At 50.5% G+C, this 18,842-nt stretch carries 13 protein-coding genes; 4 read left to right on the top strand and 9 right to left on the bottom strand.

Annotation, left to right across the window (positions count from 1 at the left end; all coding sequences use genetic code 11):
* Positions 1-14 precede the first annotated feature (14 nt).
* The 8 genes from HER31_RS08450 to HER31_RS08415 all read right to left on the bottom strand — a co-directional run bounded on the left by HER31_RS08450 (position 15) and on the right by HER31_RS08415 (position 6,843).
* Positions 15-587 (bottom strand): NapC/NirT family cytochrome c, encoded by a 573-nt coding sequence (locus tag HER31_RS08450; protein WP_168660161.1) that lies wholly within the window; start codon positions 585-587, stop codon positions 15-17.
* Between the two features lie 29 nt (positions 588-616).
* Entirely contained in the window at positions 617-1,081 is a 465-nt protein-coding gene (locus HER31_RS08445; protein WP_168660160.1) for a nitrate reductase cytochrome c-type subunit, read from the bottom strand.
* Positions 1,082-1,164: 83 nt separating this feature from the next.
* The gene (gene napA / locus HER31_RS08440) at positions 1,165-3,651 is read right to left on the bottom strand and encodes a nitrate reductase catalytic subunit NapA (protein WP_168660159.1); all 2,487 of its coding nucleotides are present in this window, start codon (positions 3,649-3,651) and stop codon (positions 1,165-1,167) included.
* On the bottom strand, positions 3,648-3,923 hold the full coding sequence (locus HER31_RS08435; RefSeq protein WP_238786910.1) for a chaperone NapD: 276 nt from the start codon (positions 3,921-3,923) through the stop codon (positions 3,648-3,650). Before HER31_RS08435 ends, napA begins: the two co-directional genes overlap by 4 nt.
* Entirely contained in the window at positions 3,920-4,405 is a 486-nt protein-coding gene (gene napF, locus HER31_RS08430; RefSeq protein WP_168660158.1) for a ferredoxin-type protein NapF, read from the bottom strand. Before napF ends, HER31_RS08435 begins: the two co-directional genes overlap by 4 nt.
* 678 nt (positions 4,406-5,083) lie before the next feature.
* Positions 5,084-5,293: a DUF2897 family protein gene (locus tag HER31_RS08425; RefSeq protein WP_168660157.1), complete on the bottom strand. Its 210-nt coding sequence runs from the start codon at positions 5,291-5,293 to the stop codon at positions 5,084-5,086.
* Positions 5,294-5,297: 4 nt separating this feature from the next.
* Positions 5,298-5,879, bottom strand: coding sequence for a cysteine hydrolase family protein (locus HER31_RS08420; protein WP_168660156.1), 582 nt, complete (start codon positions 5,877-5,879; stop codon positions 5,298-5,300).
* 67 nt (positions 5,880-5,946) lie between these two features.
* Positions 5,947-6,843 (bottom strand): LysR family transcriptional regulator, encoded by an 897-nt coding sequence (locus HER31_RS08415; RefSeq protein ID WP_168660155.1) that lies wholly within the window; start codon positions 6,841-6,843, stop codon positions 5,947-5,949.
* Between the two features lie 122 nt (positions 6,844-6,965).
* Here HER31_RS08415 and HER31_RS08410 point away from each other — a divergent pair, with 122 nt between their 5' ends.
* On the top strand, positions 6,966-7,655 hold the full coding sequence (locus tag HER31_RS08410; protein ID WP_168660154.1) for a type 1 glutamine amidotransferase domain-containing protein: 690 nt from the start codon (positions 6,966-6,968) through the stop codon (positions 7,653-7,655).
* A gap of 91 nt (positions 7,656-7,746) precedes the next feature.
* Here the strand turns inward: HER31_RS08410 and HER31_RS08405 are convergent, their stop codons facing one another.
* Positions 7,747-9,228 carry a peptide MFS transporter gene (locus HER31_RS08405; protein WP_168660153.1) on the bottom strand — a complete coding sequence of 494 codons (1,482 nt, stop codon included), beginning with the start codon at positions 9,226-9,228 and terminating at the stop codon, positions 7,747-7,749.
* Between the two features lie 420 nt (positions 9,229-9,648).
* Between HER31_RS08405 and recC the strand changes: the two genes are divergently transcribed.
* The 3 genes from recC to recD are packed head-to-tail and all read left to right on the top strand — an operon-like array spanning position 9,649 to position 18,774.
* A complete protein-coding gene (gene recC / locus HER31_RS08400; protein WP_168660152.1) occupies positions 9,649-13,122 on the top strand; it encodes an exodeoxyribonuclease V subunit gamma in 3,474 nt (1,157 codons plus the stop codon).
* The gene (gene recB / locus HER31_RS08395; RefSeq protein ID WP_168660151.1) at positions 13,119-16,706 is read left to right on the top strand and encodes an exodeoxyribonuclease V subunit beta; all 3,588 of its coding nucleotides are present in this window, start codon (positions 13,119-13,121) and stop codon (positions 16,704-16,706) included. The genes recC and recB overlap by 4 nt, the downstream gene beginning before the upstream one ends.
* The gene (recD, locus tag HER31_RS08390; RefSeq protein ID WP_168660150.1) at positions 16,699-18,774 is read left to right on the top strand and encodes an exodeoxyribonuclease V subunit alpha; all 2,076 of its coding nucleotides are present in this window, start codon (positions 16,699-16,701) and stop codon (positions 18,772-18,774) included. The genes recB and recD overlap by 8 nt, the downstream gene beginning before the upstream one ends.
* Positions 18,775-18,842 lie beyond the last annotated feature (68 nt).

Here is an 18,842-nt window from a genome sequence, read left to right as displayed (position 1 = left end):
TAAGATCTCCTAAGTTACCAGCCTTCAACACCGGCCATGTCAGGTAGCTTGTGAGCAATACCTTTGTGGCAATCGACGCAGGTTTTGTCACCGGAAGCCAACGCGGTAGAGTGCTGTTTCACACTGCGAGGCCCCTGTTCTGAGAAGTCCATAAAGTCGAAGTTGTGACAGTTACGACACTCCTGCGAATCGTTCTTCTTCATCCGCGCCCACTCACGAGTAGCTAGGTGCTCTCGACGAGCTTGGAACTTTTCCTCGGTACTAATGGTGCCCATCGCAAAGGCCACCAGTTCTTTCGATGCTTGCACTTTGCGAACGATCTTATCGGTCCAGTTATGAGGCACGTGACAATCACTACAGATAGCACGCACACCAGAACGGTTAGAGTAGTGAATGGTTTCACGAATCTCTTTAACGATTGGTGCGTGACAACCAGAGCAGAACTCTTCAGTATTGGTGGCTTCCATCCCAGTGTTGAAAGCCCCCCAAAACATCAGCCCGCCCATAAAGCCCATAAAAAGGACGATACCAGCTGCCGCCTTACTTGGGCTTTTCAGCCTAAGCCAAAACGTTTTCAATATATTCATTAATAGCCTCCTTTACCTTTCGGCTATCACTATTGCAACGCATCAACACGTTGGAATTCGTTTTCAACCAGAGGCTTAGCATCAGCTTGCGGTACGTGACACTGCAGGCAGAAGTAGCGACGAGGAGAGACGTCGGACAGCACCTGACCTTCACGAGTTTGGTAGTGGGTAACGCTGATCTTGGTGGCACCCATCTCTTTAGCATTCTTCCAGCTGTGACAAGATAGGCATTTATTGACGTTGAGCGACACCTCGTAGTTACGAATGGTGTGCGGCACTAACGGTGGCTGGTAGACGTAATCACTGTCGATGGTGCCTTGGTCCCGAGGGAAGCGCTTAAGTGCATCTGCTGGGCGCGTGGTTTCCAGCTCACTGGCGCCACGTAACGATTCAACACCACCGATGCCACGGATCGGTGCTTGTGCGTCTTCGCTGTGGACGAAACCGGTAAATGTTACGGCAACCGCCATAACCGCTAGAACGAAACGTTTCATAGTATTCTCCGCCTATTGGCAAATTTCGGATCGTGGCGTTGATCGAGGTTAATATTCAACCAACGCCATGAGCTATTCGGTTGCTATACCTTGGTGATCTTGATTGGGCACTTCTTGTAATCGGTCTGCTTCGATAACGGATCGGTTGCGTCCATAATCAACTTGTTAATCAAGATACGAGCATCGAAGAACGGTACGAACACTAAGCCTGCTGGCGGACGATTACGGCCACGGGTTTCAACTCGACAACGCACCTCACCTCGACGAGAAGCAAGCAGTACTTCGTCACCGCGACGTAGGCCACGTGCTTGGGCATCGTCTGGGTGGATGTAACACAACGCATCGGGCACCGCTTTGTAGAGCTCGGGTACTCGACGAGTCATAGTGCCGGTATGCCAATGCTCAAGTACTCGGCCGGTACATAGCCACATATCGTATTCAGAATCGGGCGATTCTGGTGCTGGCTCGTATGGGGCAAAGATGATGTTGGCTTTGCCATCTTTCTGGCCGTAGAAACGGAACCCTTCCCCTTTGGGTACGTATGGATCTGAACCTTCTAAGAAACGCCACTTGGTTTCTTTACCATCAACGACAGGCCAACGTAGGCCGCGCTCTTGGTGGTAGCGGTCGTAAGGGGCAAGATCGTGACCATGGCCGCGACCAAATTCGGCGTACTCTTCGAATAGGCCTTTTTGCAAATAGAACCCCTGGGCCTGTGCGTCATCGTTCAGTTCTTGCGCCTCCGACAGCGGGTATTTATCGACCTGGCCGTTGCGATATAACACCTCGTACATGCTTTTACCGCGATACTCAGGTTTCTTCGCTAACAGCTCTTCATCCCAGATCTCTTCCATCTGGAAGCGCTTAGAGAACTCCATCAGCTGCCATAAATCGGATTTGGCATCACCTTGTGCTTTAACTTGTTGATACCACACTTGAGTACGACGCTCGGCGTTGCCGTAACCACCCTCTTTTTCAACCCACATGGCAGTAGGCAAGATAAGATCCGCTGCTTGTGCCGTTGCAGTAGGGTAGGGATCGGAACAGACAACAAAGTTAGCTGGGTTACGGTAACCCGGTAAACGCTCTTCGTTGATGTTCGGCCCCGCCTGCATGTTGTTGTTACACATCACCCAGTAGGCGTTAAGTTCGCCATCTTTGAGCTTACGGTCCTGCACTACTGCATGGAAACCGGGCTTTGGCGGGATGGTGCCATCTGGCAGCTTCCAGATTTTTTCGGCCAACGCACGATGCTTTGGATTCGCCACCATCATATCCGCAGGTAAGCGGTGGGAGAATGTACCCACTTCACGGGCAGTACCGCAGGCTGAGGGCTGGCCAGTCAATGAGAACGGGCTGTTACCTGGTTGCGAGATCTTTCCGGTCAATAAGTGAATGTTGTAAACCAAGCTGTTCATCCACACGCCACGGGTATGTTGGTTCATTCCCATGGTCCATAGTGACATCACCTTAGTGTTTGGATCTGCGTATTGCTTGGCCATCTGCAGTAGTCTATCTGCTGGTACGCCAGACATTTCAACCGCTTTTTCAATGGTGTATTCCGCTACCGAGGCTTTGTATTGCTCAAAGCTCATCTCATGCATAGTGCCAACATTCGGGTTCTTGGCTTGCTGTTGCAAAGGGTGCTCATCTCGGAGACCATAACCGATGTCGGTCGTAGCACGTTTGAATTTGGTGTGCTTTTCAACGAAGTCCCAGTTAACTGCATCGTTTTCGATGATGTAGTTAGCAATGAAGTTAGCGATGGCTAAATCGGTTTGCGGTTCGAAGATCATACCGTTATCAGCCAGTTCAAACGAACGGTGATAATAGGTCGAAAGTACGTTAACTTTTACGTGTGGATTACTTAGGCGACGATCGGTAATGCGGGTCCAAAGAACTGGGTGCATCTCAGCCATGTTTGAGCCCCAAAGCACAAACGAGTCGGCATGTTCGAAATCATCGTAGCACCCCATCGGCTCATCGATACCGAAGGAACGCATAAACCCACCAACAGCGGAAGCCATGCAATGGCGTGCGTTTGGATCAATGTTGTTGGAGCGGAAGCCGGCCTTCATCATCTTCGATGCGGCGTAACCTTCCATAATAGTCCACTGGCCAGAGCCAAACATACCAACGCTGGTTGGCCCCTTGTCTTTAAGGGCGGCTTTCCATTTCTCAGCCATGATGTCGAAGGCCTGATCCCAAGAGATTGGAGCGAAATCACCATTCTTATCAAACTTACCATCCTTCATACGAAGCATTGGCGTTTGTAGACGGTCTTTACCGTACATGATCTTCGATAGGAAGTAGCCCTTAATACAGTTAAGGCCGCGGTTTACTGGCGCTTCAGGGTCGCCTTGAGTTGCAACTACTTGGCCATTTTGAGTACCAACTAAGACGGAACAACCGGTGCCACAGAAACGACACGGGGCTTTGTCCCACTTAATTTTGGTTTGATCTGAGCTGACGATAAGGTTGGTTGCGGCAGCGGGGAGGGTAATGCCAGCAACAGCTGCAGCGGATGCAGCGGCGTTTGCTTTAACAAACGCACGTCTTGTCATTTTCATGAAGCGTCCTCTTCTTGGGAGTCAAGATGTTCAATTTGGTGGTAAACCAAGAACGTATTCAGCACGTTTGGTAGGTTGTTGATTTTATCGATGGTGTCGGTTACGAAGCCTTGATTGGCTGTTTCCAACACCACAACCAGCTTTCCTTCGGCGCTCTCGCCGTGGATTTCGGTGTTGGCCAGAGCGGTAATCTGCGCCTTGATTGCGTCTAAATGTTCGGGTTTAACCTGAACAACTAGGCTGGATATATGTACTTCTTCCAGTGCCATCATTGTTTCTCTTGTTTGGATATCATGGTTATCGCGGTTGTTGGGCACACTGAAACACAGGCGCCACAACCATTGCATTGGTCTAAGTCAATCTGTGGCAGAGCTGCCATGCCCACCGTTAACTTAAAGCGGATTGCTTGCGGCTCGCAGCTATCGCCACAGCTACGGCATTCAACCCGTTGTTGCGCAAGGCAGCCATCATTGATTTGCGCCTTGAGCTGCCACGGCTGTTCATCGATAGAACGAAACACCGGTTCCGGGCAAGCCTGGACACATTGCTGGCAAAAAGTGCATTCATTGTGGCTAAAGTCGATGCTAGGAAATCCACCGGAACCCTTAACTATGATCTTTGGTTCACAAGCATCGATGCACTGATTGCAGCGAGTACAGTTGGCTAGGAAGTCGTTCTCGACGACGGTCCACGGCATCCGAATTGGTGCGTCTTGTTGAGGGCGAAATAGTGCTCGCCGACCTTGGTTGATCATCAGTTTCCTAGCTAGCAATGGCTAAAACGGCTTAAACAGGAGGACCTTTGTATAAGTCACTAGGTATCCCGCAGAGACTTGCTAACAAATTATTAAATAACATGCTTATTGTTGTTATCTTAAAGTAAGTGGCCGCAATGGATATACTCATTTGTGGTTGAAATGCGGAATCGGTTAGTTTGTGTTGAGTGAAATAGGGTTACGTAGTGTGATCTGGCGTAAATTTGTGGATCGGCAGGGGTAAAATGATTCGTTTGGCGAAACAAGCAAAGTAGGTAACTTTAGTTTCGGGGTAGGGAAGTGGCATTAACAAGGCTGTGTCGTAGTTAGTTGTTGAAGCTTATCTTAACTTCGGTGCTTTTAGGGGACGATGTCGCGGTGGCGACGGCACATTTTGTATGCATTAGCGGGGAGCTCCGCCCCGTTTGTAATCCCCCTTGCCTTAGGTCGCAGTCCAAAACGCTTCGCTGAACTGCTCCAATGCGGCAGAAGAGCAATAGCGGTAGTGCTTTACCCTTTGTATCGCGACTCGCCTAGCCAGTACTTTAACAGCCTTGGAAAGAACAACACTTAGTTGGTACATAGCCATTAACAATGCCGGTGGCTTTGCCTGAATGGAGGGGGCTGCTGTGGTGATATACCTATTTAGTTTTGAAGTAGATCCCTTAAGCTGGCTAGCTACTCTTGGTTGTTTTGGGGTCTACTTTGGTGCAGCTGCAACTCTTTCTCGACCTTATCGAGTTTAGATTGCAGCTCTGCCGAGAGTGACGGCTGTTTTTTCAGTAGTGGTGGTACCTTGATGTTATCGAGGCGTTTGATTGCCAGCATATTGCTGACGATGACCCCGAACACCAATAAGATAAGTAGATAGAGAGGCCAGTTATTCATGTGGTTATTGTACCATCGGCGAGGTTGCACGCTTTGCTACGGATTCAGTATCTACCAGATTGTTACTGTGAGCTAACTGGGCACCCATAGACTCCATATCAAACAGATTGGCTTCTGCAATCACGCTGCTGTTGGCGGAGCAGGCGTCAGTCACTACGGTGACCCTAAGATCGCGATAGAGGGCGTCAGCGACGGTGCCACGGATACAGTTAGGCAACTGGGTACCAGTTACAACAATGTGGTCGATTTTGTCTTCGTTGAGCCACTGGTTTAAATCGGTTTCAAAGAAGGCGCTGAAACGGCGTTTAATGATCACCTTTTCATTATCAATAGGCTCTAGGAGCGGGAATGGCTGTGCTCCCCAACTGCCCTCTACGCAAACTGGTGCATGACGGCGAAATCGCTCTGAATCGCTGCCGTCGGCGCTATGGCTGCGAACTACATGGATGATCGGCCAGTGTTGGTCACGCCAATATTGCAATAATTGACGGATAGCAGTAACCGTGTGTTCAGCTTGCGTTACCCGAGCTTTCCCCTGTCGGTCGACAAAGTCGTTCTGCATATCAATGATCATTAGTGCTTGCATGTCACCGTCCATAGTAATCGCATTCGTTCGATCACCTTACGCCTCAATGATCGCTGGGTAAACCTGATTACTGTTTATCTTGAAAGTAGTGTTTTAGGTGATCAAGCAGTATCCGTAACTTCTTGGTTGAAGTGTTACCGGCAGCGTAAACAGCATACACCTCAATCGGTTGGAATTGATATTGGGATAATAATTGCACCACGGTGCCTTGCTTTACTTTTGGAGTGGCGTCATATAACGGGATCCTTGCTATGCCATGGCCCCCCTCAACAAATGCAGTACGAGCAGCGGCATTGTTAGTACTGATGCTGCCATTAGGTTTGATGCTATAGCTGCGGTCGTCATCTTGAATCTGTAGGGTTTTAGCACCGGTTTGATAGATCACCCATTGATGCTCAGGTAGTTGTTGTGGCGTTTGGGGAGCTCCATGTTCAGCAATATACTCAGGAGCGGCGAATAACCCGGTATTTAACGTCGCCAATTTGGTTGCATGTAATGTCGAGTCAGGCAGCGGGGCCCCACGCACTGCAAGATCAAACCCCTCTTCGACGAGGTTTACCACGTCGTCGTTGAAGCTTACCTCTAACGCTATTTTTGGATATAGGCGTTTAAACTGGTTTAACGCTGGTACTAACAACTGCAGCCCGACATTCACCGGGCAGCTAAGCTTAAGTAAGCCCTCAGGCTCATCCTTGGTGTTTTCAATCTGTTGTTGCGCAAGGCTGGCTTGCTCAGTAATAACTCGACAATATTGGAAGTATTGCTGTCCTGCTTCGGTCAATGATAGCCGTCGGGTCGATCGGTTAATAAGTGATACACTGAGCTGTTGTTCGAGCTTTTTAACATGATAACTAACGACGCCGCGGGATAGTCCAATTTCGGCTGCAGCCCCGCTAAAACTTCGATTTTTGGCAACATGTGCGAACACCACCATGCTTTTCAGTTGTTCGAATGAGAGCTCCATTCTCACCTCTATTGTTCTAATTATTAGAATAGAGTAACTCAAACGCTGACCGTTATCTAATGACGCCAATCAAGTAATAATGACCACCGTCACTCACATTAATCGATGCAAGGATATATAAAATGGCAGCTGCCAAACGGATTTTGATGGTGCTTACTTCTCACGCTGAGCTAGGTAATAGCGGCGAAAAAACCGGCTTTTGGGTGGAGGAGTTCGCTGCCCCTTATTACGTTTTTAAGGATGCTGGTGCTGAGGTGGTGTTGGCCTCGCCATTGGGTGGACAACCGCCGGTTGACCCTAAAAGTGAGTTGGCCGATTATCAAACCGAAGCAACACGTCGGTTTGATAATGACGTTGATGCCAAAGCGAGCTTAGCGACCACAATTACCTTGGCAGAAGTTGATAGTAGCAACTTTGATGCGGTATTTTTTCCTGGCGGACACGGTCCACTCTGGGATCTGGTTGATAACCCTGAATCATTGGCGTTGATTGAACAGATGATTGAGGGTAATAAGCCGGTTTCAGCTGTTTGCCACGCTAGTGCGGTGTTGTTGCAAGCGCAAGACTGTGCTGGCCAACCCTTGGTTAAGGGTAAAGCTATTACCGGATTCAGTAATAGCGAAGAGGATGCAGTGCAACTTACTGGGGTGGTACCGTTTTTGTTGGAAGATGAGTTGATTGCTCGCGGTGGAGATTATCAGAAAGTGGCTGATTGGCACCCGTTTGCGGTTCAGGATGGCTTGTTGATCACCGGTCAAAACCCAGCGAGCTCAGAGTTGGTAGCTGAAAAAGTGTTGGCGCAGCTTGGTTAAGGGGGGCTGTACTTACGCTCATTAAACTAGCACCCAACAAAAAAGCCACCCCTGTATTCAGTGGTGGCTTTTTCACAACTCTTGTTTGAGCTTACGCTTTTACTGCTTGGGCACCTTCGGTATCGCTTTCTTGTGCCTTGGCACTGGCAAGCATCTTAGTGATAGCAGAGGATGATAAGAGGGCGATGATTACCATCACTACAGCCGCATTAGTAAGCAACTGATAGAAGTCGCCGTAAGTGGTTTGTACGAACGACTGGGTGATCTCTTGGCCTTTCTCCATTGCAATGGTGGTTGAGATTGCAGCTCCAACAATGCCAGACATGGCAATGGCAACTGAGAACAGACTTACCGAGAAGTTTTCAATCGACTTAGGCGCGACCGATAAAATAAATGCAACCACCATGGAACCAACGATTACTTCACCAAAGGCCAAGAAGCCGTGAATAGCGAAAAACCACTCAGGGCGGATAACTACATCGGTACCAATGGTTTTGACCGCAAAGGTTAAGATCCCAAAGGCGATAGCGGTCAGAATAAACGATCCCGCTACTCGGGTTGCAGTAGAAATGTGGATGTTTCGTTTGTCCATGCTGGCAAAGAACCAAGCGATGATAGGGCCTGCGACCATACACCACAGCGGGTTCATCGCCATAGCTGCTTCTGGCTCAAATGGGATAAAGCCGAATAGGTCACCGCGCATGGTGTTGATTGATACCATGTTCATTGAGGTCATCATCTGGCCGTAGTACACGAAGAAAGCCGTGGTCAGAATCACCATGATTAGAATGGTCCCCATTTTCAGCGCTTGGGCTTTATCGGACTTAATCATCAACCATGTAAAGTAGGCGATGGCAGCAAGGCCAATGGCATATACGATGTTTTGACCAATATCCATGTTGGCAAACATAAAGAATACCAAGCCAATCATTGCTACTGAGGTAAGGCCAAACAGCAGCCAATTTTTTTGGCTTACCGGTTGTTGGTCTATCTCAGCGGCTATCGCTTTCATCTGTTGACCGTTCAATACCATTACCGCTAGCGCCATTGCTGCGAAGCTTGCTGAAAGCGCAAATGAGCCGTTGAAACCAACCGCGAGCGCCAACATAGGGAACAGGTACTGTCCTAAAAACGCGCCAATGTTGTTGACAGAATAGTTAACCGGAAAACCGTTTTCGAAGTCTTCTTGGGTTTTAAAGGTGCTGCGATAGAGACTTGGGTAGGACGGAGACATCAAACCACGAGCGTAAGACGCAAGGGCAATACCCATCAGCGCCATTGGAACCTGCTTGGTGATCGCGCCCGCAACTAACATCGAGTAACCGGCAGCAAAGCCTAGATAGGCTATGGTTAACGAGCGATATGCTCCTAAAAATTTGTCGGCGATGAAGCCACCGGCAATCGCAAATAACGGGCCGATAGCGGAGAACGCGCCAACGACCATCATGGTATCGGCTTCGCTGTAGCCCATATCATCCAGGAAGAAGCGGGTTAAGATCACCATCACGCCATAGAACGACAAGCCAAACATCATTTGGCAAAACATCATCGACTTATTCAGTCTATTCCACATCACTACATCTCTATAAAAGGCTGAAGTCACACACAAAAAAGCGGCAGGTATGAAGCTTGCTAGCTTCAGTAACTACCGCAAAAGTTGTAGTACAACAGCGTTAATCCTTTGTTAATTCTCGCAATATCTGTCGCCGTTGGCTTTGACCTCGGTCGCAAATCAATGTTTTTGGCGAATTCTTAGGTTGGTTGTGCCAGAGAGGGCTTATTTCTCCGGTTTATGTGGTGTTGCTACGAATCATCAGCCATAGGCGGTGGGTCTGTTCCGTGGCAACAATTAAGTCGGCAGTGAATAGTGCTTAATCATCGATTGAATGATAACTGTTCGGGCCGCTGGCTTGCTTAATACATTCGCTAGGTAGCGGCTTATGCATTGGTTATGATGGGCACAGATACCATTGTTGCTAATCGAGGAAATCCTTTGAATTCCCAGTCACTTCCGCCTGTTGGTACTCCCTTTACCAATGGCTTGATGATGCTCCATTCCAACCAAATTGAGCAATTAAGGGATCTGGTAGTGCATTGGCTTGGTGAACATCCATTGATGCCACTGGAGCAAGAGATTTTTCTAGTGCAAAGCAACGGCATGGCGCAATGGTTAAAGTTGGCGTTAGCGGCCGATAGTGGCCACGGTATCGCCTGTGGTTTGCAAATGCAGTTACCCTCGCGCTTCATCTGGACCGTATACCGAACGGTATTAGGCGCCGATGCGGTGCCGCAAGTATCGCCGTTTGATAAGCCGCAACTGCGCTGGCGATTGTTACGGATGCTACCAACCTTGGTACAGCACAACGATTTTGCGCCGCTACAACGTTTTCTCGAAGGGGAGAGTTCGTTGCGTAAGCGCGATCAGCTGGCCGAACAATTAGCGGATCTGTTCGACCAATATCAGGTGTATCGCGCTGATTGGTTGCAACGTTGGGCAGCAGGCGAAGACGTTATCGTCTCTGGCCATGGCACTATCAGTCCGTTGCCAGAGAAACAGCGCTGGCAAGCGCAACTGTGGCGAGCGGTATTGGCAGATATGGATGACGCTGAGCGAGATACCAGCCGTGCCCAGCTGCATCAGCAGTTTATTGATGCGTTGCAAGAGGGAGCCACCCCGAAAGGCTTACCACGTCGCTTGGTGGTGTTTGGCATCAGCACGCTGCCCAAGCAAAGTATTGAAGCGTTGGCAGCGCTAGCGCAGCATTGTCAAATTTTGTTGTGTATCAATAACCCTTGTGAACATTTCTGGGGTGACATTGTTGAAGATAAAGATCTGTTGAAAAAGCAGCTCGCCAATGCCCGCCATCAGCGCAAACAAGGCTTACCGATTGAGCTTGATGACACCCTGCAACACAATCACGTTAATCCGCTGCTGGCGGCTTGGGGCAAGCAGGGGCGAGACTACATCGGCATGCTATACGAATACGATCAGCCCCAACAATATCAAGGCAATTTTCAACAGATCGACCTATTTGAACCGCCCCAAGGGGAACAGCTATTACAACGATTGCAACGGGGGATCTTTGAGTTAGCGCCGTTGAAGGATAAGCCCGCACTGATTGCCGCCGATGATGACTCGATCCAATTGGTGCTAGCTCATAGCCGTCAGCGTGAAGTGGAGATCCTGCACGATCAACTTTTGCAACGGTTTGCTGATAATCCACAGCTGCGACCATCGGATGTGATTGTAATGATGCCAGATGTGGCCCAATACGCGCCCTATATTGAAGCGGTGTTTGGTCGCTTAGATCGCAGCGATAGCCGTTATCTGCCGTTTACTATTGCCGACCGCCCCCAACGCGGCCATCAAGTGATGTTATTGGCACTGGAAACCTTATTCTCCCTCAACAATGCCCGTTTCTCGGTATCAGAACTGCTCGACCTGCTTGCAGTACCGGCGCTTCGCGCTCGTTTTGATATCGATGAAACCGAGCTCCCTTTGTTACAACGCTGGGTTGAGCAGGCCGGGATCCGTTGGGGCTTGCATGGCGAACAGCGACAGCGGTTAGCTTTGCCTGACGCACTTGAACAAAACACCTGGTCGTTTGGCCTCAAACGGATGTTGCTTGGCTACGCGGTTGGTGATGGCCAGCGCTGGCAAGATATAGAACCCTGTGAAGAGATCGGCGGACTTGACGCAGCCCTAGTGGGCAAGTTGTCCGCTGTGCTCGATACCCTTGAGGGGATCTGGCGTTTCTTTGGTGATAGCTGGAGTTCAGCGGATTGGAGTTGCGGCATGGCGTCGGCACTGGATTGCCTATTCACCCCACAGGATGAGATTGAAGCAACCATTGTTAGCAAACTAAAAGACACCATGACCGGCTGGCATCAAGCCTGCGAAAATGCGCGAGTGGAGGAGTTACTGCCGCTAACGGTGTTAAAAGAGGTGTGTTTGGCACCGTTTGACAGTGAAGGAGTATCGCAACGCTTTCTTGCTGGTAAGATCAATTTTTGTACCTTGATGCCGATGCGCGCCATTCCATTTCAGCAGGTGTGTTTGCTTGGCCTTAATGATGAAGATTACCCACGCTCGCGACCGCCGCTGGATTTTGATTTGATGGCGATGGCCGGTCAGCTTGATGGTAACGGCCAGACAATACCATCGCAGTATCGACCGGGAGATCGCTCCCGCCGGGAAGACGACCGTTATCTATTTTTAGAAGCTCTGTTGGCAGCACGGCGTTGGCTATCATTTAGCTATGTTGGCTTTAATGCGCGCGATAATGCCGAACGAACCCCATCAGTACTGTTAGGGCAGTTGCTTGATCACATCAATAGCGGCTATGCCATCAAGCAACGTGGCGATTTGGTACAGCATTTAACTCAGACCCACCCACTACAACCCTTTAGCCGTAACTACTTTACCCAAGATACCAAGCTCAGCTCCTACGCCCAAGAGTGGCATGCTATTCACACCAAACTGGCGCCGGTAACCGAAGAAGCGTTGCCACAGTGGCAACCGCAGGCAGCCATTAACCTTACCGATCTTACCGCACTGCTGAAGGACCCCGCCAAGCTTTTCTTAGGGCGACGACTGGGGATTTGGCTTGGTGACGAGGATGATGTCGCCAACGATCTTGAGCCGTTTAGCTTTAATGGCTTGGAAAACTATCAATTGCGTAATCAACTGTTTGAACAACTTCGTTTGGGCGGCAGTGATGGGATTGAAACGGTACTAGCGGAGCAAATTCGGCGCTGGAAAGGCCGTGGCGAATTGCCAATGGGACCCTTTGCAGATATCGCTGCTCAAGGCTTAACACAACCGGCGGTAACCGCGTTTCAGGCCGCGCTAACATTAACCGCAGGCTGGCAGCCGTTAGCTCCGCAAGAAGTTAAATTCAGTCATCAACAGTTGCAGCTAGAAGATTGGTTAACCGGGTTGATGAGTGATGGTAAACAGCGCTTTCAATTGCTGGTATTGCCACAAAACCTCGCCGATGGAAAAACGCTAAAACGGCCAATCAAGGCGGCCAGCTTATGGCTGCAACATTTGGCAGCGAACAGCCAATACGTTACTGCTCAAGAACAGGTTACTAGCTATGTAGTAAGTAGTGATGGCATTTGGATGTTTGAACCTCTGGATGCAGCAACAGCACGGCAACACCTAACAACGCTGTTATCTGCTTACCAAGCGGGAATGAGCAGTCCGTTGCCGTTGGCCGAAGGGGCAGGGATCGCTTACCTCAAAACGTTAGCAAAAACCGACGATAGCGATAAAGCCTATGGCGCTGCACAGTTGGCATTTGAGGGCAGCTCCCGCTTTGGCGGCGATCTCAGCTATAGCGCTTACCAAGCTCGTTGTTGGCATAGTTTTCAACAGATAAGCGATGCAGCGTTTACCACTTGGGTTGATAACCTATACCAACCATTACACGCTGCTGCGCAGTGGCAGGAGTGTGGACAATGAGCCATATACTGGATCCTATTACTTTCCCGTTGGGCGGCACACGCTTGATTGAAGCCTCCGCTGGAACCGGAAAAACCTTCACTATTGCCGCGTTATATCTGCGGTTGGTGTTGGGGCATGGTGGTGATAACGGCCACCCTCAAGACGCCTTGATGCCGGATCAAATCTTAGTAGTTACCTTTACCAAAGCGGCTACTGAAGAACTCAAAGACCGGATCCGTACGCGGCTGGTTGAGGCAGCGAACTGCTTTCGAGGAATGGCGCAGCCTGATGGCATCATCGCTGCACTGATGGCGGATTATCCGCACGAGGAGCACCCGTGGTGTGCACGGCGATTAGAGCTGGCAGCTCAAATGATGGATCAAGCAGCGGTGCACACCATTCACAGTTGGTGTCAGCGAATGCTGCGTGAACACGCTTTTGACAGCGGTAGCCTATTTAATCTCGAGTTGGAAACCGACTTGTCGGCCCTGCTTGAAGAAGCCGTTCGAGATTATTGGCGGAGCCATTTCTATCCATGCAGTGCTGAAGCGTTGGCGCCAATAGCACAGCTGTACAGCGAACCGATGCAGCTGCAAAAGGATCTCTATGGCTTACTTGGTAAGGTAGAAGCCGGAGATGACCCTACCTCAATTGCGGCAAAACAGCAGCAGAAGATCTGCCGATGTAAAAAGGTGTGGCAACAGCAGTGGCCTAGCCTGCGGCCGCAAATTGAGGAAGCGTTAGCCAATAAACAGCTCAAGTACGTAAAGGCCGCTCAACTTGACGAGCTGCAGCGCTGGTTTGAAGGGGATGCGCCTTTACCGAGCACGACCGTAGCCAATCGATTTGGTAGCGGAGGCATGAACGCTGCCGCCAAGAAGGGCGTCGACCCGATTGAATCGATAGCATTCGCGGCGCTGGAAGATCTAACTATTGAGTTGGAGAACCTTGACCTTAAACAAGCGTTATTACGCCACGCTTCGCAATGGGTTGCCGATCGTATTGTTGCTGAAAAACAACGCTTGGCCTTGATGGGGCAAGATGACCTGATTATCGATCTGGGTAAAGCACTCGATAATGATGTCGACAATCAGCTTGGCGATAAGATCAGGCACCAATTCCCAGTGGCGATGATCGATGAATTTCAAGATACCGATCCAGTTCAGTATGGTATTTTCAGTGCACTCTATCTTAATCAAACCAATACCGGTTTGATGATGATTGGCGATCCAAAGCAGGCTATCTATGCCTTCCGTGGCGCTGATATCTATACCTACCTGCAGGCGCGGGACGACACCGTCGGTAACCATTACACCCTCGAAACCAACTATCGCTCCAGCATCGACATGGTTGCTGCAGCCAATGCATTGTTCGAACAAGCTCAGGGATACCCTGATGGCCCATTTATGTATCAGCAGCGGATCCCCTTTGCCAGCGTTAATGCCAATGGCCGTGAGCGTCATTGGCAACTCAATGGCGAACCGCAAGCGGCATTGAATCTATGGTGGGATAACGACAACGCCGAGCCGATTAATAAGGCCAGCTACATCGACAACATGAGTCATGCTTGTGCTGAGTCGATTACTGAGTTTCTTAATCAGGGTAAGCAAGGTAACGCCGGTTTCGCTGCTAACGGCGAAGACGGCGAACTAGAGCCGTTGCAGGCATCAGACATAGCTATCTTGGTGCGCGACTTTGGCGAAGCAAATGCGGTCCGCGATGCCTTGACAGCTAAAGGCGTGCGGTCAGTCTACCTATCTGATAAGGAATCAGTTTACAGCAGCGACGAAGCCGCTGATCTGCGCTTAATCCTCAATGCTGTGGCACACCCGCAGGATGATCGCGCGGTGCGCGCCGCGCTGTCGACCCGCACCATTGGTCTGAGCTTCAACCAGTTGGAACAACTTGGCCGCAATGAACAAGCGTGGGAGCAACAGCTTGATGGTTTTAAGCTGCTGCTGCAAAGCTGGCAAACCCAAGGGGTATTGCCGATGGTTAGAAATCTGTTGGTCCGTTTTGATGTAGCGCAGCGCCTATTGGCTGAACCAGCCCGGGGGGAACGCTGCTTGACCAACCTGCTGCACTTAGCAGAACTATTGCAAGCAGCGGCGGCCAGTCTCGACGGTGAACTGGCGCTGCTGCGTTACCTCAATGAACAGTGCAGTGACAAAGGCGAGAAATCCGACGAGCAGGTGATGCGGCTCGAGTCCGACGCCGAGCTGGTCAAAGTGATTACTATCCACAAATCGAAAGGGTTGCAGTACAAGCTGGTGTTCTTACCGTTTGTGTTTAACTATCGGCCAGTGAATACCAGCGCACCGGTGCTGTTTTTTCGTGATGCTAATGGCCAAAATCAGCTCAGTTTTAACGCCGATGATGAAGCCAAGGCGAGCGCCGAACGCGAACGTTTAGCCGAGGACATTCGTTTGCTGTACGTTGCCGTTACTCGCGCGGAATATGCCTGTTATCTAGGTTTGGCACCGCTTAAAATTGGCAAGGGCAAAAAGGTCAACGTGCACCTAAATGCACTGGGTAAATTGCTTGCTGATGGCGCTGAATTAGATGTCGCAGATATTGGCCAACAGCTGCAGCGGCTGGCGCAGCAGCCACATACCAGCATCAGTGCACCAATGGCTCGGTCCAATCGCGTTTATAGTGGCGATGGTGAGCCGGCGCCGCTGCCACCGGTTCGCCACTATTCACGCAAGCCACTGCCAAATTGGTGGATTAGCTCCTATTCTGGCTTACTCCGAGATATGAGCCATCAACACGACGATTACGCCACTGAAGCACGGCCAGAACAGTTGGCAGAGATGATGCTCGCCAGTAGTGACGAGTTGGAACTGCCCCAGCAGCCGGAAATAGGCACCATTCACGCGTTTCCTAAGGGAGCGGCACCAGGCACCTTCTTACATGATCTGTTTGAGTGGGCCGCCATTGACGGCGTATTCCGTTATGACGCCGACGAAGTAGAACAACACTTGCACAGCATCTGCCCAAGTAACGGTTTTGCCGGTGAAGAGGCGGTGCTTGCCTCTTGGTTTGCTGCTGCGCTGCAGGTGCCATTACCGCTGTTTGAGCAGCAGGCGTCGTTACTTGAACTGCCATTAGCGCAGCCGGAACTGGAGTTTTGGTTTGAAGCAACCAATGTCGATGTCGGTCAATTGGATCGTTTGGTCACCGAGTCTATTTGGCCCGGAGAGATACGGCCTCAGTTGCAGCCAATACAGCTGCAGGGCATGCTCAAAGGCTTTATCGATTTAACCTTCTACTACCAAGGGCGCTATTACGTTGCTGACTACAAGTCCAACTACCTTGGTCCAGATCAAAGTGCTTACCAAGCGGAGGCTATGCGTGCTGCCATGCTGGAACATCGTTATGAACTGCAAGCGGTGTTGTACAGTTTAGCCTTGCATCGGTTATTACAATCACGATTGCCAGATTACGACTACGAGCGCGATGTTGGCGGTGGTTTGTATATTTTCCTGCGAGGCTTGGAAGCGGGACAACTTGGGCAGGGGGCACTGACGGTGTCGCCGCCTAAACAACTTATAGAACAATTGGATTGTCTGTTTCGCGGCGAGGAGCTGGTAGATGGCTGAAGTAACAACCCCACAAACGACCCTCAATGCTGAGCCGCAGGCGCCGTTTCAGTTTGGCCCAAAGCCACTGCCAACGGAACTCGTACCGCTGGAGCAGTATCAACAACTAGGCTGGTTGCGCCAACTCGATCTGGCCTTGGTGCGGCTATTACAACAGCAGGGGGAAACGAACCCGGCGGTGCTTACGTTAGCTGCTCTTGCCAGCCATCAGGTGGGCCGTGGCCACATCTGTTTAGACCTAACTATGTTACTCAACGAGCCGCAGTTAATCTTAGGATTACCTCCCCAAGGCCGAGAGTTTTTGGCGCCGTCACTACCGCAACATTGGTTGCAGGGTATTACGCTGGAACAGCTATTGAGTGGATTAGAGGCTTCGACGGTGGTTGATAACGACAATCGCGGTAGTGCACCCTTGGTGCTTAGTGGAGCGCTCCTGTACCTACGCCGCTACTACGAATATGAGGTGGAGGTTGCGGCGGTTCTCACCGAGCGATTGCAGCAACAGTTTGAGCTACCGGAAGACCTGCCTCATCGTCTTAATCAGTTGTTTGCTCCCTTAAAAGACAGCGCTGAAAACGATGGCAGCAGTGTTCATTGGCAGAGTGTTGCGGCGGCGTTGGCAGCTAGGGCAGGGGTTAGCGTTATTTCCGGCGGGCCAGGCACCGGTAAAACCACAACCGTGGTGCGTTTGCTGGCGCTACTGCAGTCATTGGCGCTAGAGCAGCAGGGTAGCGATGGTACCGGCTTACGGATCCAGTTAGCTGCACCAACCGGCAAAGCGGCTGCCCGCTTGTCGGAGTCTTTGTCCGGCACTCTAAGCGCGATTCGGGCCGGCAACGTGGCTGAGATCCCGACCGAGATTGCTGAGCTTATTCCTGCTGAGGTGGCAACCTTGCATCGACTGTTAGGAGCGAGACCAGACAGCCGCTTCTTTCGTCATCACCGCAGTAATCCGTTGCATCTTGATGTTCTGGTGGTCGATGAAGCATCGATGGTCGATCTGGAGATGATGGCGAGTCTACTGGCGGCGGTACCGCCGACCGCCCGATTAATTCTGTTGGGCGATAAAGATCAACTATCTTCCGTCGAAGCAGGAGCGGTATTAGGCGATCTGTGTCAGTTTGCCGAGCAGGGCCGATATCAAGCGGATACTCAAGGTTTTGTTTATCGAGCCAGCGGTTACGATCTCTCCCCTTGGGTTGGGGCAGGTACCTCGCTTGAGCAGCAGGTGGTGATGCTGCGTAAATCGCACCGCTTTGGAGCTGATTCAGGTATTGGCCAACTGGCTAGTGCCGTTAATCGTGGCGATGTCGATCAAACCCGTTGGCAGCTAATGAACAGTCAAGGTGATCTCGCTTTCTTATCGCCTAAAAGCACACAGGACAGCGGCTTTGATAGGCTGCTGCTTGATGGCGATGCTAACGGTTTGGCACCACGCAATGGTCACAGCGCCGCTGGCTACCGACGTTATCTGCAATTGGTTAATGAAGGGGTTCAACCGGAGCAAACCGAACTGCAATGGCAGCAATCTATCTTAACCGCCTTTGGCGAATTTCAATTGCTTGCAGCTATACGTGAAGGGGAGTGGGGTGTTTCCGGCTTAAACCAGCGCATTGCCACCTTACTTAAAAGAAAACAGCTGATTAGCGATGATAAAGGTTGGTATGCGGGCAGGCCGGTAATGGTGATGCGTAACGACTATAGCGTTAATCTAATGAACGGCGACGTTGGGATCTGTTTGCCAAGCGCAAGCGATGGCGGGCAGCTTCGAGTGGTCTTTCCTATGCCTGATGGCAGTCTTAAAGCGGTGTTACCTAGCCGTTTGAGTAGTGTCGAGACGGTGTTTGCGATGACGGTTCATAAATCACAAGGCAGTGAATTTTCCCATACTGCGTTAGTGCTGCCCGATAAGCCTAATCCGGTATTAACCAGAGAGTTAATCTACACCGGTATTACTCGAGCAAAGCTATGGTTTAGTTTAGTGATAAGTGATGGCAGTTTGGTTGCTGAAGCCATTCGCAGTCAAACGGTGCGCTCAAGTGGGCTTAGTCAAAGGTTGGGTTTTTAGCGGTAGGTTATTACCAAGTATTAGATAAAAAAATGACCACTGTACCTCCCAGTACAGTGGTCAATATG

Origin of the sequence: Ferrimonas lipolytica (assembly GCF_012295575.1) — a bacterium.
GTDB classification, from domain to species: domain Bacteria; phylum Pseudomonadota; class Gammaproteobacteria; order Enterobacterales; family Shewanellaceae; genus Ferrimonas; species Ferrimonas lipolytica.
Note: the sequence above shows the minus strand (reverse complement) of the source record. Positions and strands in the feature narration are given on the sequence as shown.

Coding starts and splice junctions, on each gene's coding strand:
- recB (WP_168660151.1), top strand. CDS start 13,119: ATGAGCCATATACTGGATCCTATTACTTTCCCGTTGGGCGGCACACGC.
- HER31_RS08435 (WP_238786910.1), bottom strand. CDS start 3,923: ATGATGGCACTGGAAGAAGTACATATATCCAGCCTAGTTGTTCAGGTT.
- HER31_RS08415 (WP_168660155.1), bottom strand. CDS start 6,843: ATGGAGCTCTCATTCGAACAACTGAAAAGCATGGTGGTGTTCGCACAT.
- napF (WP_168660158.1), bottom strand. CDS start 4,405: ATGATCAACCAAGGTCGGCGAGCACTATTTCGCCCTCAACAAGACGCA.
- HER31_RS08405 (WP_168660153.1), bottom strand. CDS start 9,228: ATGTGGAATAGACTGAATAAGTCGATGATGTTTTGCCAAATGATGTTT.
- HER31_RS08425 (WP_168660157.1), bottom strand. CDS start 5,293: ATGAATAACTGGCCTCTCTATCTACTTATCTTATTGGTGTTCGGGGTC.
- napA (WP_168660159.1), bottom strand. CDS start 3,651: ATGAAAATGACAAGACGTGCGTTTGTTAAAGCAAACGCCGCTGCATCC.
- recD (WP_168660150.1), top strand. CDS start 16,699: ATGGCTGAAGTAACAACCCCACAAACGACCCTCAATGCTGAGCCGCAG.
- HER31_RS08445 (WP_168660160.1), bottom strand. CDS start 1,081: ATGAAACGTTTCGTTCTAGCGGTTATGGCGGTTGCCGTAACATTTACC.
- HER31_RS08420 (WP_168660156.1), bottom strand. CDS start 5,879: ATGCAAGCACTAATGATCATTGATATGCAGAACGACTTTGTCGACCGA.
- HER31_RS08450 (WP_168660161.1), bottom strand. CDS start 587: ATGAATATATTGAAAACGTTTTGGCTTAGGCTGAAAAGCCCAAGTAAG.
- HER31_RS08410 (WP_168660154.1), top strand. CDS start 6,966: ATGGCAGCTGCCAAACGGATTTTGATGGTGCTTACTTCTCACGCTGAG.